Raw genomic sequence first — 16,640 nt, forward strand, 5'->3', positions numbered from 1 at the left:
GTCGAGGATGATCTCCCGCATCCGGGAACGGCCCATAGACGCCCATAATCACCAGATCGGCACCGAAATTCGTGGCGCTCAAGAGGATGGCCGCTCCCACCCGAGCATTATCGAGCGTGCCATGTTCGGCCTGCGCCGACACGCCGTGCCGCGTCAAATGAGCAACGATGTCGTTAACGGAGAGATCGCTCGGGCCGGGTGCCCCTCCCTTGGGGGTCAAGGCGAGCACGCGCACTTCTTGGGCCGCGCGCAGCAAAGGCAGCGCATCATGGAGCGCGCGCGTCGCCTCACGGCTGGCGTTCCATGCCACCAACACCTTCTTGCCGATGGGGTGTGCGCGCCAAGCGTGAGGTACGGCCAGCACCGGCCGACCTGACATAAGGGCCAGCTGCCCCGGAAAGTCGATCGCGAGCCCCATCTCGGAATTATCGGGGTCGGTCTGCCCGATCACTGCGATGTCGGCATAGCGGGCTGGCAGCGCCACCGCTTCTAGTACGGCGGCGCGGGTCAACGGCTCGACAGTCCGCCACTCGTTGCTTAACGCCTCGCGTGCGGTACGCTCCGCGAAACTCTGGCGTAACCGCTCGCCACGTTCGTGGGCGGCCCGCCGCTGGCAGCTGATTGAAATCCTGCGGGAAAAAATCGGACTAAAACTCGGGCAAGAGCACCGCCGAAGTCACGGCGAGCCCGATCAGATGCGCATCGGTACGCTGCGCCAGCTCAATGGCAAGATCGAGACGCTGCTCGTTCTGCGCGCCCTCATCGACAAAGACCAGAATATCCCGAAAACCCATGGATGGCTCTCCAATTCATGGCGGGCGAGTTGGCTGTTAGTGTAAGGCGAGGCCCTACACCAGCAAAGCTTTATGCCCGCTTGCGGGCATTCGCGAGCAGCATTGCGTAATTCTGTACATTAACGTTTACGTAAACGACAATTGATCAATGCACAACCAAATTCAACGCACAACCAGAGCCATACGAATTCGGTGAATGCCACCACCTACAGCATCGGCAAGCTGGCGGAATCCAAACGCCGCTGCCAGGCGATCCTCAAGCAAAAGCGAGCGTGCGCGCGCGGCGGACGGCGCCTACCGATACCTAAGCGATTCGCGAGGGGAGAACATCCGACAAGATCCGCTCCATATACCGGTACCGATGTTTACATTCGCCTTGCATACGAGAGGATGAATATCTGTCAGGAGATACCGCGATGGAGCTGCCCTGCCTAAACTTCGCGCTCGGCGAAGAACTCGACATGCTCCGCGGATCCGTGCGGGAGTTCGCCGCCAACGAGATTGCACCGCGTGCCGATGCAATCGATCGAACCAATACTTTCCCACGCGCATTGTGGCCCAAATTGGGAGAGATCGGCCTGCTCGGCATCACCGTGGAAGAAGAGTATGGCGGCAGTGCCATGGGCTATCTGGCGCAGATTATCGCCATGGAGGAGATCAGTCGTGCCTCCGCCTCCGTAGGACTTTCCTACGCCGCACACGCCAATCTCTGCGTCAACCAAATTCGCCGACACGGCACACCGGCGCAAAAGCACGCCTACCTGCCCAAGCTGCTCAGCGGCGAGCACGTGGGCGCGCTCGCGATGAGCGAACCGGGTGCCGGCTCCGATGTCGTTGCCATGCGGCTGCGCGCCGACAAACAAGGGGATCACTACCGCCTCAACGGCACCAAAATGTGGATCACCAACGGACCGGAGGCGGACACGTTGGTGGTCTATGCCAAAACCGACCCCGCGGCCGGCAGCAAAGGCATCACGGCCTTTATCGTCGAGCGCGGCTACCAGGGCTTCGACACAGCACAGAAGCTTGACAAGCTTGGCATGCGGGGCTCAGATACCTGCGAACTGGTATTCGCCGACTGCAGGGTGCCGGCGGAAAACGTGCTCGGCGAGGAGAATGCCGGCGTCGGGGTGCTGATGAGCGGGCTCGACTACGAGCGCGCCATTCTGGCCGCCGGGCCTCTGGGCATCATGCAAGCCTGTCTGGACACGGCGTTACCTTATACCCATGAGCGCCAGCAATTCGGCCAGCCGATCGGCGAATTTCAGCTCATCCAGGCGAAACTCGCCGACATGTACACCCACCTGCAGGCGTGCCGAGCCTATGTCTATGCCGTCGGTGCGGCTTGCGATCGCAATGATGCGACGCGCAAGGACGCCGCCGGGGCCATCCTCTATGCCGCGGAGCGTGCCACGCAAATGGCGCTGGAGGCGATTCAGATCCTGGGCGGCAACGGCTACATCAACGAATACCCCGTGGGACGCCTGTTGCGCGATGCCAAACTCTACGAAATCGGCGCCGGAACCTCGGAGATCCGGCGCATGTTAATCGGTCGCGAGTTATTCCGGGAAAGCGCATAACGGTTGCGAGGTTACAGATCCGCCGGTAAGAAGAAGGTCGCTTGAGCGCAATAGCGATGAGCGTCATTCGCAGCAAAATCCAGACGAATTCCGCAGAATTTCGCCGCAACCGCGCCGCGATGGCCGCGCTGGCCGAGGATCTGCGCGCCCAGGTCCAGCGGGTCAAGCGCGGTGGCAGTGAGAAGGCCCGTCGCCGCCATCTGGAGCGCGGCAAGTTGCTGCCGCGGGATCGCATACGTGTGTTGCTGGACCCAGGCTCGCCGTTCCTGGAGCTCTCCCAGCTTGCGGCCCACAGCGTCTACCCCGAGGACATACCCGCGGCCGGCATCATCACCGGAATCGGCCGAATCGCCGGCCGCGAATGCATGGTCATCGCCAATGACGCCACCGTCAAAGGCGGCACTTATTATCCGCTCACCGTCAAAAAGCACCTTCGAGCCCAGGAGATTGCCGCCGAAAACCGCCTACCCTGCATCTATTTGGTGGATTCCGGCGGCGCGCACCTACCCAGCCAAGATCAGGTATTCCCGGACCGCGAGCACTTCGGGCGCATCTTTTATAATCAGGCCAACCTGTCGGCTGCCGGCATCCCGCAGATCGCCGTGGTCATGGGGTCGTGCACCGCCGGCGGCGCCTACGTGCCGGCAATGGCCGACGAAAGCGTCATCGTGCGCAACCAGGGCACGATCTTTCTCGGCGGCCCTCCGTTGGTGCGGGCCGCCACCGGCGAGGAGGTTACCGCCGAGGAACTCGGTGGCGCCGAAGTGCACGCACGGACCTCCGGGGTCGCGGACCACTACGCGCTCAACGATGCCCATGCGCTCGGCATTGCCCGGCGCATCGTCAGCCATCTGAACGCCCGCAAGGACTGTGGGCTGGCCGTGCGCGCCCCGCGCCCGCCCCGCTACGATCCCAGCGAGCTGCACGGCGTGGTCTCCGCTGATCTCAAACACCCTTACGACGTGCGCGAGGTGATCGCCCGCATCGTCGATGGCAGTGAGCTCGATGAGTTCAAAGCGCTCTACGGCAGCACGCTGATTTGCGGCTTTGCCCATATTCACGGTTATCCGGTGGGGCTACTCGCCAACAACGGCGTGCTCTTCTCCGAATCCGCGCTCAAGGCGACCCACTTCGTTGAGCTCTGCAGCCAACGCAACATCCCGTTGGTGTTTCTGCAGAACATCACCGGTTTCATGGTCGGACGCAAGTACGAAGCCGGCGGCATCGCCAAGGACGGCGCCAAACTGGTCGCCGCGGTGGCCTGCACCCGGGTGCCGAAGTTTACGGTCATCATCGGCGGCAGCTTCGGCGCCGGTAACTACGGCATGTGCGGGCGCGCCTACGCGCCGCGCCTGCTGTGGATGTGGCCGAACGCCCGCATCTCGGTGATGGGGGGGGAGCAGGCCGCCAACGTGTTGGCGCAAGTCCACCGGGACGGCCAGGAGCGTCAGGGCAAAATCTGGTCGAGCGCCGAGGAGGAAGCCTTCAAACGGCCCATTCGCGCGCAATACGAAGCGCAGGGCCACCCCTATTATGCAACGGCTCGACTTTGGGACGACGGAGTGATCGATCCGGCGGATACGCGAATGGTGCTGGCGCTCGGGATCTCGGCGGCGCTCAATGCGCCGATCGAGCCGAGCCGTTTCGGTGTCTTGCGCATGTAGGAGCAGAGCGATCGAACGATCCGCCGGACTCGTCCCGTTGCACACTCTCGATGGTTGTAATGGCAAGCAAATGCAGACCAAGCGATTAATCACCATGATCGAAGGCGCTGTAGCCCGGCTCACACTCAACCGCCCGGAGGTCCACAATGCCTTCGACGACCGCCTCATCGAAGAGCTCACCGGCGCGCTTGAACGCTTTGAGCAAGACCAGCGGCTGCGCCTGGTGATCCTGAATGCAACCGGCACCTCATTCTCCGCCGGCGCGGATCTCAACTGGATGCGGCGTACAGCCGCCTATTCCTGGGAGGAGAACTTCGCCGACGCCCAACGGCTCGGGCGGCTCATGCAAATGTTAGATCAGCTGGCGCTGCCCACGCTGGTGCAGATCCATGGCGCCGCCTTGGGCGGCGGCGTGGGATTGGTGGCCGCTTGCGATATCGCCGTGGCCGCCGACAGCGCATTCTTCGCCTTAGCGGAGGTGAAGTTGGGTCTGATTCCGGCGGTGATCAGCCCCTATGTGATAAGGGCCATCGGCGCACGCGCGGCCCGACGTTATTTTCTTACCGGCGAGCGCATTACGGCCCAGCAGGCCCTGCGGCTGGGCTTGGTCCACGAGGTGGTTCCCGACAAGCAGCTGGATGATCGCCTCGCCGAGCTCGCACAGACCCTGCTCGGCAACGGGCCGCAGGCCGTGCGCGCCGCCAAGCGGCTGATCCGCACAGCCGGGCGCGATGCAATCGATGCGTCCTTGATTGATGAGACGGCGCGGCGGATCGCCGAACAGCGGGCCAGCGCCGAGGCAAAGGAAGGCGTCGCTGCCTTTTTGGAGAAACGCAAGCCCGACTGGCGTTACTAATTTGATTATAGAGGGCCTCGAAAAACCGCATTTCGCATCGTCATCCCGGCGCAGGCCAGGATCCATCTTACTGCTCTAAAAGGGAGAATGGATTCCGGCCTACGCCGGAATGACGGAATTCGAGAGTTATGCGAGGTTCTCTAATATATATTTGCCCTAAGTAAGCCCGGCGCAATGGCGCTTGCCCATGGCGATGCCGAAAGCCGGTCAATCTCCGCACGGCGTGCGAGGACATCGATGAGGCTGTTGTCAGGAATGCGAGCGTGTTCGAAAAAATCCTGATCGCCAACCGTGGCGAAATCGCTTGCCGAGTGGCCCGAACCTGCCGCCGGTTGAGCATCCGCGCGGCGGCTATCTACTCCGAGGCCGATAACGGAGCGCTCCATACCACTTTGTGCGACGAGGCCTGGCGGCTCGGAGCGGCACCAGCCCGCGAGAGCTACCTGCGCGGCGAGCGAATCCTGGAGATCGCCCGGGCCAGCGGCGCCGAGGCCATTCATCCGGGCTACGGCTTCCTCGCCGAGAACGCGGACTTCGCCCAAGCCTGCGCGGACGCCGGATTGGTGTTCATCGGCCCACCCGCCGCGGCCATTGCCGCCATGGGTTCGAAAAGCGCGGCCAAACGCCTGATGGGCGAAGCAGGTGTGCCGCTCGTGCCCGGCTATCACGGCGAAGCGCAGGATCCGGACACCCTCGCGCAGGCTGCGCGCGAGACCGGCTACCCGGTGCTGATCAAACCAACAGCCGGCGGCGGCGGCAAAGGCATGCACCGGGTTGATGAGGCCGACGCGTTCGCCGATGCGCTCGCCGCGGCCAAGCGAGAGGCCGCGGCGAGCTTCGGCGATGACCGGATGCTGATCGAGAAATACCTCCTCGAGCCTCGCCATATCGAAATCCAGGTGTTCGCCGACCGCCACGGTGGGGTGGTGCATCTTTTCGAGCGGGATTGCTCGGTGCAGCGGCGCTATCAGAAAGTGCTCGAAGAAGCCCCCGCCCCCGGTGTAAGCGAATCCCTGCGGCGAGAAATGGGCCAGGCGGCCGTGCAAGCCGCGCAGGCCATCGGCTATGTAGGGGCCGGCACGGTCGAGTTCATCGTCGAGCCCGGCGGCGCATTTTATTTCATGGAAATGAACACCCGATTGCAGGTCGAGCACCCGGTCACCGAACAAGTCACCGGGTTAGATCTGGTGGAATGGCAGCTGCGGGTGGCCGCCGGCGAACACCTGCCGTTGGTGCAGGCGGACTTGGCGCTGCGTGGTCACGCCTTCGAGGCCCGGGTTTATGCCGAAGAGCCGCGTAACGCGTTCTTGCCGGCGCCGGGACGACTACGCCATCTGCGCACGCCGCCGGCCGGGCCGCATGTGCGCATCGATACCGGTGTGCGGGCCGGTGATACGATCAGCGTCCATTACGATCCACTGATCGCCAAGCTGATCGTCTGGGATTTGAACCGCGCCGGCGCTCTGCGCCGCCTGCGTCATGCCTTGGCTCAATTTCAGGTAACCGGCGCGAGCACCAACCTCGAGTTTCTACAGCGCCTCGCCGGCCATCCGGCGTTCGCCGCCGGCGAACTCGACACCGGCTTCATCGTGCGTTTCCGCAACGATTTGTTGCCCCCGCTGCGCCGTGCTTCCGACCGGGTGCTTGCGCTGGCCTGCTTGGCCGTGCTGTTGCGTAACGACGAGACGGCGCGCCGGCAAGCGGCAGCCTCCAGCGACCCGTACTCCCCTTGGCATCGAACCGACGGCTGGGTGCTCAACGACGATAATCACCACACGCTGCATTTTCATGATGATCATGGCGATATTGCCATCACCGCCCATTACCGCCCCGATCACTACTTGTTGGATCTACCCGGCGGCACACTGCGCGCTCGCGGCACGCTCGAAGGCGGCGCCGACATCCGGACGGAGCTGGACGGGATGCAGATAACGGCCACGGTGGTCCAACGGGACACCGAGCTCACCGTACTCTGCGAGGGGTTCAGTCACCGACTGTTGTTGCACGACCCGCTCACAGTCGGTATGGAGGATGAAATTCGCGAAGGCAGCCTCAAGGCCCCCATGCCGGGCACGGTGGTGCAGCTTTTAGTGGCGCCAGGGGATAAGGTCACCGAGGGTCAGCCCTTGCTGGTGCTGGAGGCCATGAAAATGGAATACACGATTAAGGCGACCACAGACGGAATCATTGAGCTCATCGGCTTCAAGGAGGGCGATCAGGTGCAGGAGGGCGCTGAACTGCTCGCCATTGCGAGCAAGTAGGGACGTTTCGAGGCCCGCCCCCACGTTCCACGCAGCCTACGGGTGAGAGGTCAACTCATGGCGCTACCCCAACGCGTCAAGATAATCGAAGTCGGGCCGCGCGATGGCCTGCAAAACGAGCGCCACAATATCCCCATCAGCGTGCGGATCGCGCTGATCGAGCAGTTGGCGGATGCCGGCCTGCCGGTGGTGGAAGCCGGCGCGTTCGTCTCCCCTTTGTGGGTTCCTCAGATGAGCGCGTCCGGCGAGGTATTGAGCGGTATTCAGCGTAAAGCCGGGGTCAGCTATCCCGTGCTGGTTCCCAATCTGCGCGGCTTGGAGGCGGCACGCGCCGCCGGTGCCGAAGAGATCGCAGTATTCGGCGCGGCCTCGGAGCGCTTCTCGCAAAAAAACATCAACTGCTCCATCGATCAGAGCTTGACCCGGTTCGCCACGGTGGTGACGGCCGCACGGCAACAGGGCATTCGGGCCCGCGGCTATGTCTCCTGCGTGCTCGGCTGTCCCTACGAGGGCGAAGTCGCGCCGCAGACGGTGGTGCGGGTCGCGGCCGAGCTCTACGCTATGGGCTGCTATGAAATCTCGTTGGGCGATACCATCGGGGTCGGCACGCCGCTCAAGGCCCTGCGCATGCTGGAGGCGGTCGCACGGGAGGTGCCGCTAGCCTGCCTCGCGGCGCATTTCCACGACACCTATGGCCAAGCCCTGGCCAATCTGTTCGCCGTCCTACAACTCGGTCTGACCAATATCGACAGCGCTGTGGCCGGTCTGGGCGGCTGCCCCTATGCCCCGGGCGCGAGCGGCAATGTCGCCACCGAGGATGTCGTCTACCTGCTCAACGGGCTGGGTATAGCGACCGGCGTGGACCTGGAGCGCCTGGCCGCCACCGGGCGCTGGATCTGCCAACGCCTCGGCCGGCGCCCTGGCTCGAAAGTCGCACGGGCGCTGGCAGGACGCCGAAATCCCCCTGACTGCGATTAAGCAGACTCCCAAAACATCCCCGCCGAAGCATTTTCATAACGGATCGGTATTTTATCTCGACAAAGTCTCAGACGATCGGCGGCTCGCCCTGCCAACCCTGGTCTTCCTCGAGCTCGCGGTTGAAAGCGGCGACGTATTTCGCCACCCGCCGCACCGAGTCGAAGCGAGCCAGATGGAACAGCGCCTCCCCTTCGTGCACCAGCGGCAGGTTGTTGCGACCGACCACAATACCGTCGATGCTCGCCTCCACGGTAAGCTCCCGCTCTCCGAACGGGTCCGCGATGTAACCCAGCGCCCGCCCCTTATCGACATGCGCACCGAGCGCCACGGCGGTGCGGAAGATACCGTCCTGCTCGGCACGCACCCAGGTGCTGTAATTCGCCGCATAGTTCGACTCGGGCGCACTCCGGCTCGAGCGGCTGGAAGGAATCATGCCGAGGTGGCGCAGCACGCGTATGATACCTTTGACCCCCGCCTGGATCGCGGCTTCGTTGAAGCGCAGCGCCTCGCCGGCCTCGTAGGTGATCACCGCCTTGCCGGTGTCATTGCAGAGCTGGCGCAGGCTGCCCTCGATTAACGGCGCGTTGATCGTGACCGGAACGCCGAAGGCGCGGGCCATGGCCAGGCAGCTCGGCTCCTCCAGATTGGCGCGGATCTGCGGCAGGTTGTCCCGGTGGATCGCCGCCGTATGCAGATCGATCACATGGCTCGCGTGCACCAAGATCTCACGCACGAACAGGTGCGCCATACGCGCGGCGAGCGAACCGCGTTCGCTGCCGGGAAACGCACGATTGAGGTCGCGCCGATCCGGCAGGTAGCGGGAGCGGGCGGCAAAACCGAAGACATTGACGATTGGCACCGCCAGCAAACTGCCCTTCAGGCGTTTCAGGGCCGGCAGAGACAGCAGCCGGCGGATAATCTCCACACCGCTGATCTCATCGCCGTGAATGGCGGCACAGACGAGCAACGAAGGGCCTGCCACCCGGCCATGGATCACCTGCACCGGCAACGTGACCGGCGCGTGCGTGTAGAGCAACGCGGCCGGAATATCGATGGTAAGCCGCCGGCCAGCGTCGATCCGATGGCCTGCGATCTCAAGGGGTGGCCGAGCGCCCGTTCGCGAGTGATTCATGTCTGCGTAGACTCTAACGGGCGGCTTCTTAATTCCGCACCGGGCGATGCCGTTCTTTGAGCTGCACATAGTAACGGGCCGAATAGCGCAGCTGCTCCCGCTCCGCAGGACGCAATTGGCGCACCGCCCGCGCCGGCGAGCCGACATAAAGCCAACCCGAATGCAGCCTTTTCCCGGGTGGCACCAGAGCATTGGCGGCAATCATCACCTCGTCGTCGACCTCGGCCGCGTCCATAAGGATCGCCCCCATCCCGATCAGAACCCGGTTGCCCACCGTGCAAGCGTGCACGATGGCTCGGTGGCCGACCGTGACATCCTCGCCGAGACTCGTTGGATAACCCCCAGGGGTGTAAGGGCCGTCGTGGGTGACGTGAATCACCGTCCCATCCTGAATATTACTGCGTGCGCCGATGCGAATACGATTGATATCGCCGCGGATGACCGCCATGGGCCACACGGAAACGTCTTCCGCCAAAGCAACCTCACCGATCACCAGAGCGGTCGTGTCCACCCACGCTGTTGCAGCGAGCTGCGGTGATTGACCGTTGAAGGGGCGGAGCATGAGTCTCTGCTCGTTACGTGTTGTTGTTAGAGCTTAGCATCAATCGCTGCAGGGCATGGCCGCAGCGGAAAAACGCCAGAATTCTACCGATTGCGACGCGCCAAACCTAGCCCGCGTGTACCGGTGCCGCCGCGCGGGCAAAGTCACGGTGCCGGAAGAGCGGGTTCAGCAGGTTGGGCAAGACACGCCGTGAATACATCCTTGTAGGCTCGTAGGCCGCCGTCCAGGCGGACTACGGTCTTATCAAGACATGCCACACCCGTCTACCGATTGCTTTCGGTCGCCGCGACGATCGCGGCAAGCGTTGTCAGCCTCCTAAGTCAGGGTAACCAGCTCTTCGGCGCTGGTGGGATGGATGGCGACCGTATCATCGAAATCACGCTTAGTCGCGCCCATCCGAATCGCGACCGCAAAACCCTGCAGCATTTCGTCGACCCCGGAGCCGAACAGATGCGCACCGACGATGCGCTCTTGCTCACCCGTGCAAATGAGCTTCATCGCACTGTGCCGTTTATCTTCAGAGAGCGCCAGCTCGAGCGGCACGAATCGAGTCGTATAGATTTTGACGTCGCCGCCATAACGCTGCCGCGCCTGCTCTTCGGTCAGGCCGACTGCGCCAAAAGGGGGATGCGTAAACACCACCGAGGGAATCATCTCGTAGGGCAAATAACGCCCCGCTTGCCCGCCCCATAGCCGATCCGCAAGGCGCCGACCGGCAGCGATCGCCACCGGCGTAAGCGGGAACACCCTTGTCACGTCGCCGATCGCAAAGATATGCGACTGATTAGTAGCTTGCCACTGATCGACGGGGACGATGCCGTCCGTAGCCAGCTCCACATCCGCCGCCTCCAGCCCCAACCCGTTCGTGTTCGGATCGCGCCCCACCGCCCAGATCACCTGTTCGAAACCACCTGCGCTGCGACCATCTGCGGCATGCAAGCAAAGCCCGTCGGCCACCCGTTCAAGGCTTGCCGGGACAAAGCCGCTGACAAGCTCGATACCGTCGGCTTGCGCGGCCTCGACATAGGCCGTTCGGATCATGGGATCGAAGTGACGCAATGGATAATCCTTACGAAAGAACAGCGAGACCCGGCTGCCCAGCTGCCGGAGCACGCCGCTGAGCTCTACCGCGATGTAGCCGGCTCCGACCACGGCGACACGCTCGGGACGCCGTTGCAAGGCAAAAAAACCATCCGAATCGATACCGAGCTCCGCCCCGGGCAAAGCGGGGGTCGTGGGATGCCCACCCACCGCGATGATAAAGCGTTCGGCTGTCACACGCTCCCCGGCCAGCTCCAGGGTATGGGGATCGATGAAGCGAGCGTGACTTTCATAGAGCTCGACACCGGAGCGTTCCAAATTGCGCCGGTAAATCGCGTTCAGCCGCTCGATGTAAGCCTCCCGCCGCTCGACCAGTCCGGCCCAATCGTGCCCGGAGACTTGCAGGCGAAAGCCGTAGTCGGCGGCCCGCTCGATCACCTCGGCCGTATGGGCGGCATTCCACATAATCTTCTTCGGCACACAACCCACATTGACGCAGGTACCGCCGAGCCGCCCCTGCTCGACCACCGCGCAGCGCGCGCCGTAGTTTGCCGCCCGACGCGCCGCGGCGATGCCGCCGCTGCCGCCGCCTATACAGATCAGATCGAAGTGCCTCGCCATTTGCAGTTCCGCCTCCGCTGAGGAAAATGGGAAACAATCGAGTAAGATACCGAATCCACTCCCGAACGAGCAAAGCCGTGGCCATAAACAACCCTGTGCTGGATACTGAGGGCCTCCCCCGATTCACCGCCATCCGAGCCGAGCACATCGAGCCGGCCATCGATGAAATCCTCGCCGACAACCGCCGTCAGGTCGAGGCGATCCTCGCAAGTGCCGTCCCTCAGCCCACCTGGAAGAACCTGATCGAGCCGCTGGAGGCGATCAACGACCGCCTGCGCAAAGCCTGGTCACCGGTCGCACACATGAACGCCGTGGTCAACAATGAGGCTTTGCGGGCGGCCTATAATGCTTGCCTGCCCAAGCTTTCCGAGTACTACACCGAGCTCGCGCAAAACGCGCGGCTCTTTCGAGCGCTCGGCACTCTCCGCGACAGTGCCACGTTCAGCCGGCTCGACCGAGCGCAGCAACAGACCATCGACCACGCCTTGCGGGACTTTCGCCTTGCCGGGGTAGCGCTGCCGGCTCGGGAGAAAGCACGGTTCAAGGCGAACGCGCAACGCCTCGCCGAGCTAGCCGCGCGGTTCGAGGACAACCTGCTCGATGCCACCAACAACTGGCAGAAGCTGCTCACCGATCCGGCACGGCTCGCCGGCTTACCGGAAGCGGCCCGGTACACGGCTCGGCAAGCCGCCGCGCGCGCCGGCGAGCAAGGCTGGCGACTGGCGCTGGATTTTCCGACCTACCATGCCGTCATGACCTATGCCGAGGACCGCGCGCTGCGCCACGAGCTCTATGAGGCCTGGAACACGCGGGCCTCCGACGCCGGTCCCGATGCGCACCGCTGGGACAACCATCCCGTCATGGAGGAAATTCTCGCGCTGCGAGGCGAGCAGGCCCGCCTGCTGGGCCTGCGTAATTACGCCGAACTCTCCCTGCAGACCAAGATGGCGCCGAGCACCGATGCAGTCCTGGAGTTCCTGGAGGATCTGGCGAGACGCAGCCGCCCGCAAGCGCTCGCCGAACTTGCCGAGCTGCAACGCTGCGCCCGCGACGCTTATGGACTCGACTCGCTCGAGGCCTGGGATATTGGGTTTTACTCCGAGCAGCTGCGCCGGCGCCGGTTCCAGCTCTCGGCCGAAGACCTACGCCCGTATTTCCCGATCGACGGCGTATTGGCCGGCTTGTTCGCCATCGTCGAGCGCCTCTACGGGATCCGCATCGCCGCGCGCGGCGGGGTCGAAACCTGGCATCCCGACGTACGCTTCTATGAGATCCGTGATGCCGAGGGCCTACTGCGCGGGCAGTTCTACACGGATCTCTATGCCCGGGCGAACAAACGCGGCGGGGCCTGGATGGACGAATGTCGAGTGCGCTGGCGCAGGGCCGAGGGACTGCAAACCCCGGTCGCCTATCTGACCTGTAACTTCACGCCGCCGGCACAGGAGGCCCCGGCCCGGCTCAGCCATGAGGAGGTCCTGACCTTATTTCATGAATTCGGTCACGGCCTGCATCATATGCTGACCCGGGTGGACTGGCCCGGCGTCTCGGGCATCAACGGCGTGCCCTGGGATGCGGTCGAGCTGCCCAGCCAGTTCATGGAGAACTGGGCCTGGGAGCGTCCGGCGCTGGAGCTGTTCGCGCGCCACTACGAGAGCGGGGCAGCGCTGCCCGCCGAGTTCTTCCAACAGCTCAAGGCGGGACGCAATTTCCAATCGGCTATGCAGATGGTGCGCCAGCTTGAGCTCGCCTTATTTGATTTCCGTCTGCACCTGGAGCCGCAGCCACCCACCGCAGCCCGAATCTACCAGCTCCTCGATGAAGTCCGCGAGCGCGTGGCCGTGCTGAAACCCCCGACGTTCAACCGCTTCCCATGCAACTTCGCACACGTCTTCGCGGGCGGATACGCCGCCGGCTATTACAGTTACAAATGGGCGGAAGTGCTGTCCGCGGACGCCTACGCGCGCTTCGAAGAGGAAGGGCTTTTCAATCCGCAGACCGGCCGTGCCTTCCTCGAGAGCATTCTGGAGAAAGGCGGCTCCGAGGACGCCATGACGCTGTTCGAGGCCTTCCGCGGCCGCAAGCCGAGCATCGAGCCGCTGCTGCACCACAGCGGGCTTACGGCCTGAGCGCTTCGAGGTCGTAGGCTTCCCTGACCGAACAACCTTAATAGCCACCGTTTATATTCAATAGGTTGCTGATAACTTGAAACTCGCCTCCTGGAACGTCAACTCATTGAAGGTCCGGCTGCCGCAGGTTCTGGAGTGGCTGAAAACCGCGCAACCCGACCTCCTCGGCCTGCAAGAAACCAAGGTGCCGGACGAGCACTTCCCCAGTGAGGCGCTTCGCGCCGCGGGCTATGAGGTGGTCTACTCCGGGCAAAAAACCTATAACGGCGTCGCGGTGCTTTCGCGCTGGTCGATCACCGAGATGCTCACCGAGCTGCCGACCCTGGCGGATCCGCAGCGCCGCGTATTGGCGGTCACGGCGGCGGGGCTGCGCTTCATCAACCTGTACGTGCCGAACGGCCAGGCCGTAGGCAGCGACAAGTACGCCTACAAGCTCGACTGGCTCGCCCACCTGCGCGGCTGGCTCGCCGAGGAACTGGAGCGCTGGCCGCGCAGCATCGTGGTGGGAGATTTCAACATCGCCCCCCAAGATCAGGACGTCCACGACCCGCAGCAGTGGCACGAACAGGTGCTGTGCAGCACGCCCGAGCGGGAGGCGCTACAGGCGCTGCTCGCGCTCGGCTTCGCCGACAGCTTCCGGCAATTCCCGCAAGAGCCGGGGATCTTCTCTTGGTGGGACTACCGGATGAACAGCTTCCGGCGCAACCGCGGGCTGCGCATCGATCTCATCCTCAGCAGCGCGGCGCTCACCCGAACGCTTACCGCAAGCTACGTGGACCGGGGACCACGCGGCTGGCCGCGCCCCTCGGATCATGCGCCAGTCGTAGCCGAGCTGCATTTCGAATAGCCAGGCGCCCGTTGTTTGGCCGAGCGACCCTCCGGCAGACTCGGCTGAGATCCGCAACCGCTTCGCTGATAAACCCGTGTGGCGCACACGGCCCCCTCCGCGCGACCTCTGATGTATCAAACCTGATACACATGCATAAATTTAGATCAAGCAGTTGTTTTCCCTAAGTAACCTTTCGAAAAGACGGCTTCAGACCGATTTTTCACTGTAATACGCACTTGCCATTCGACCCAACCCTTTACCGATCCATAACGCCCAGTCATGGCTCTTTATTTTATTATAAATCAATAATTTATTTATAATTATCGAAACATGGCGCGGTCATTGCAACACTCCTAGGTGACCGTCGGGCCGCAGGCCTGATGGGGGTGCTCCAACAGGCCCGGACGTAAAGCAATAGTTGAGTAACAAGGAGTGAGGATTATGAAAAAGACGCTACTAGCGAGCTCCATCGGTTTGGCGCTCGTCACACTGTACGGCGCCAGCGCCTCGGCCAACCCGATCAACAAGTTCAACTTCGGCAACGATCAGACTAACACCGTGAACTCCACCGCCAACGCCAATGCCAACGGCGCCCTCGGCGGCAATGGGGGCAACGGTGCCTTCGGCGGCAACGCCAACTCTAATAATAATGACGGCGGCAACGGCAACGCGAACAGCAATGCCAACGGCAATGCCAATGCCAACGGCAATGCCAATGCCAACGGCAATGCCAATGCCGATCCTAACGCCAACAACGGCAACAACGGCAACGGCAACAACAGCAACAACAATGCCAATGCCAATGGCAACCCGAATGCCAATGCCAACGGCACCTCGAATGCCAACGGCACGGCGAATGCCAACGGCACAGCGAATTCGGATGGTCATGGCGGCAATGGCAGTGGCGTGGCCGGTACGGCCGGGCTCGGTGGGTCTGGCGGCGGCGGCGGAGCCGGCGGGGCCGGCGGTTCGGCGAGCGCTTGGAGCGAGTCCTTTAACGAAGTCACCGAGGTGATCTCCTATCAGCAGATGAACTCCACGGTGACCGGCGCGCCGATCAACCTCAACGCCGCCAGGGGCCTTGGCGGCAATGCCACCGCAACCCAGAACTCCAACGCCAACAGCACCGGCGGCAACGCCAACGGCGCCAACGCCGGCAACGGCGGCAACGGTGCCAACGGCGGCAACGCTAATGCCAACGGCACCGGTGGCAACGGCGGCAACGCCAACGCCAACGGCGGCAACGGCACCGGCGGCAACACCGGCAACGCTAACGCCAACGGTGGCAATGGCACCGGCGGCAACGCCAACGGCGGTAACGGCAACCCCGGCAACGCCAACGCCAACGGCGGCAACGGCAACGGCGGCCCCGCTAACGGCACCGGCGGCAACGCCAACGGCAACGGCGGCAATGGCAACGGCGGCAACGCCACGGCCAACGCCGGCAACGGCAATGCCGGCGGCGGCGGCGCTGGCTCCGGCGGTAACGGCACTGGCGGCAATGCCAACGGCGGCAATGGCGGCAATGGCGGCAACGCCAACGGCGCGGGTGGTGACACCGGCGGCGCGGGCGGCGGCGGCGGCGCTGGCGGTAACGGCAGCTCAGCGGGCGGCAGCGGCACCGCGGGCAACGGCGGCAACGGCACCGGCGGCAATGCCACAGCCACGGGCGGTAACGGGACCGGCGGCAACGGCACCGGCGGCAGCGCCGACGGCACCGGCGGCAGCTCCGACGGCACCGGCGGCAACGCCACCGCAGGCAACGCCAGCGGCACCGGCGGCAACGGCGGCAGCGCCGACGGCACCGGCGGCAACGGCGGCACCGCAGCCTCCGGTAAGGCCGATGGCACCGGCGGCAACGGCGGCACCTCCACCGGCGGCGATGCCAACGGCACCGGCGGCACCGCCACGGCGGGCAACGGCGGCAACGGCGCCAATGGCGGCGATGCCAACGGTGGCACCAGCACGGCAAGCGCCACTGCCACCGGTGGGACCAACACCGCCACGGGCGGCACTGGCATGGGCGGCAACGCGGCCATCAATACCGGCAACGTCACGCTGTCGGCTGGCACCGGCACCTTCGGCGGCATCAACAGCATGAACGTCTCCTCCGGGCTGTATAACGCGGCGGTCGGTGGAGTGTCCGTGGCTGCCCACTCCAACGTCAACATCGGCAACTAAACACCGTTGCCATGT

Annotated in this window: 13 protein-coding genes; 8 read left to right on the plus strand and 5 right to left on the minus strand. The window is 63.8% G+C overall.

The features are described from left to right. On the minus strand, positions 1–511 hold a 511-nt coding region (locus tag NB231_RS19060), incomplete at its 3' end, for an adenine nucleotide alpha hydrolase family protein (protein ID WP_005001554.1). Between the two features lie 136 nt (positions 512–647). Next, positions 648–794: a hypothetical protein gene (locus NB231_RS18505; RefSeq protein WP_005001559.1), complete on the minus strand. Its 147-nt coding sequence runs from the start codon at positions 792–794 to the stop codon at positions 648–650. 416 nt (positions 795–1,210) lie between these two features. On the opposite strand from NB231_RS18505, the gene NB231_RS08365 reads away from it, so the two are divergent. From NB231_RS08365 to NB231_RS08385, 5 genes are all read left to right on the plus strand, one after another. Beyond that, the gene (locus tag NB231_RS08365) at positions 1,211–2,374 is read left to right on the plus strand and encodes an isovaleryl-CoA dehydrogenase (RefSeq protein WP_005001560.1); all 1,164 of its coding nucleotides are present in this window, start codon (positions 1,211–1,213) and stop codon (positions 2,372–2,374) included. A gap of 56 nt (positions 2,375–2,430) precedes the next feature. Continuing rightward, positions 2,431–4,038, plus strand: a complete 1,608-nt coding sequence (locus NB231_RS08370) for a carboxyl transferase domain-containing protein (protein ID WP_005001562.1) — start codon at positions 2,431–2,433, stop codon at positions 4,036–4,038. Positions 4,039–4,132: 94 nt separating this feature from the next. Beyond that, positions 4,133–4,894 carry an enoyl-CoA hydratase-related protein gene (locus NB231_RS08375; protein WP_232210424.1) on the plus strand — a complete coding sequence of 254 codons (762 nt, stop codon included), beginning with the start codon at positions 4,133–4,135 and terminating at the stop codon, positions 4,892–4,894. Between the two features lie 263 nt (positions 4,895–5,157). After that, complete coding sequence (locus NB231_RS08380) at positions 5,158–7,155, plus strand: acetyl/propionyl/methylcrotonyl-CoA carboxylase subunit alpha (protein ID WP_005001565.1); 1,998 nt, start codon at positions 5,158–5,160, stop codon at positions 7,153–7,155. 57 nt (positions 7,156–7,212) lie between these two features. After that, complete coding sequence (locus NB231_RS08385) at positions 7,213–8,133, plus strand: hydroxymethylglutaryl-CoA lyase (protein WP_005001578.1); 921 nt, start codon at positions 7,213–7,215, stop codon at positions 8,131–8,133. 67 nt (positions 8,134–8,200) lie between these two features. Here NB231_RS08385 and NB231_RS08390 read toward each other — a convergent pair whose 3' ends face one another. The 3 genes from NB231_RS08390 to gorA all read right to left on the minus strand — a co-directional run bounded on the left by NB231_RS08390 (position 8,201) and on the right by gorA (position 11,489). After that, complete coding sequence (locus NB231_RS08390; RefSeq protein ID WP_005001579.1) at positions 8,201–9,265, minus strand: succinylglutamate desuccinylase/aspartoacylase family protein; 1,065 nt, start codon at positions 9,263–9,265, stop codon at positions 8,201–8,203. 28 nt (positions 9,266–9,293) lie between these two features. Continuing rightward, positions 9,294–9,827 carry a gamma carbonic anhydrase family protein gene (locus NB231_RS08395; RefSeq protein ID WP_005001580.1) on the minus strand — a complete coding sequence of 178 codons (534 nt, stop codon included), beginning with the start codon at positions 9,825–9,827 and terminating at the stop codon, positions 9,294–9,296. 315 nt (positions 9,828–10,142) lie between these two features. Continuing rightward, the gene (gorA, locus tag NB231_RS08400; protein ID WP_005001582.1) at positions 10,143–11,489 is read right to left on the minus strand and encodes a glutathione-disulfide reductase; all 1,347 of its coding nucleotides are present in this window, start codon (positions 11,487–11,489) and stop codon (positions 10,143–10,145) included. Between the two features lie 83 nt (positions 11,490–11,572). Between gorA and NB231_RS08405 the strand changes: the two genes are divergently transcribed. From NB231_RS08405 to NB231_RS16850, 3 genes are all read left to right on the plus strand, one after another. Continuing rightward, positions 11,573–13,615 carry a M3 family metallopeptidase gene (locus tag NB231_RS08405; protein ID WP_040663613.1) on the plus strand — a complete coding sequence of 681 codons (2,043 nt, stop codon included), beginning with the start codon at positions 11,573–11,575 and terminating at the stop codon, positions 13,613–13,615. Between the two features lie 76 nt (positions 13,616–13,691). Further along, a complete protein-coding gene (gene xth, locus NB231_RS08410) occupies positions 13,692–14,462 on the plus strand; it encodes an exodeoxyribonuclease III (protein WP_005001586.1) in 771 nt (256 codons plus the stop codon). Positions 14,463–14,885: 423 nt separating this feature from the next. Next, on the plus strand, positions 14,886–16,625 hold the full coding sequence (locus NB231_RS16850) for a hypothetical protein (RefSeq protein ID WP_005001587.1): 1,740 nt from the start codon (positions 14,886–14,888) through the stop codon (positions 16,623–16,625). Positions 16,626–16,640: the final 15 nt, after the last annotated feature.

Origin of the sequence: Nitrococcus mobilis Nb-231 (genome assembly GCF_000153205.1) — a bacterium.
GTDB classification, from domain to species: Bacteria; Pseudomonadota; Gammaproteobacteria; order Nitrococcales; family Nitrococcaceae; genus Nitrococcus; species Nitrococcus mobilis.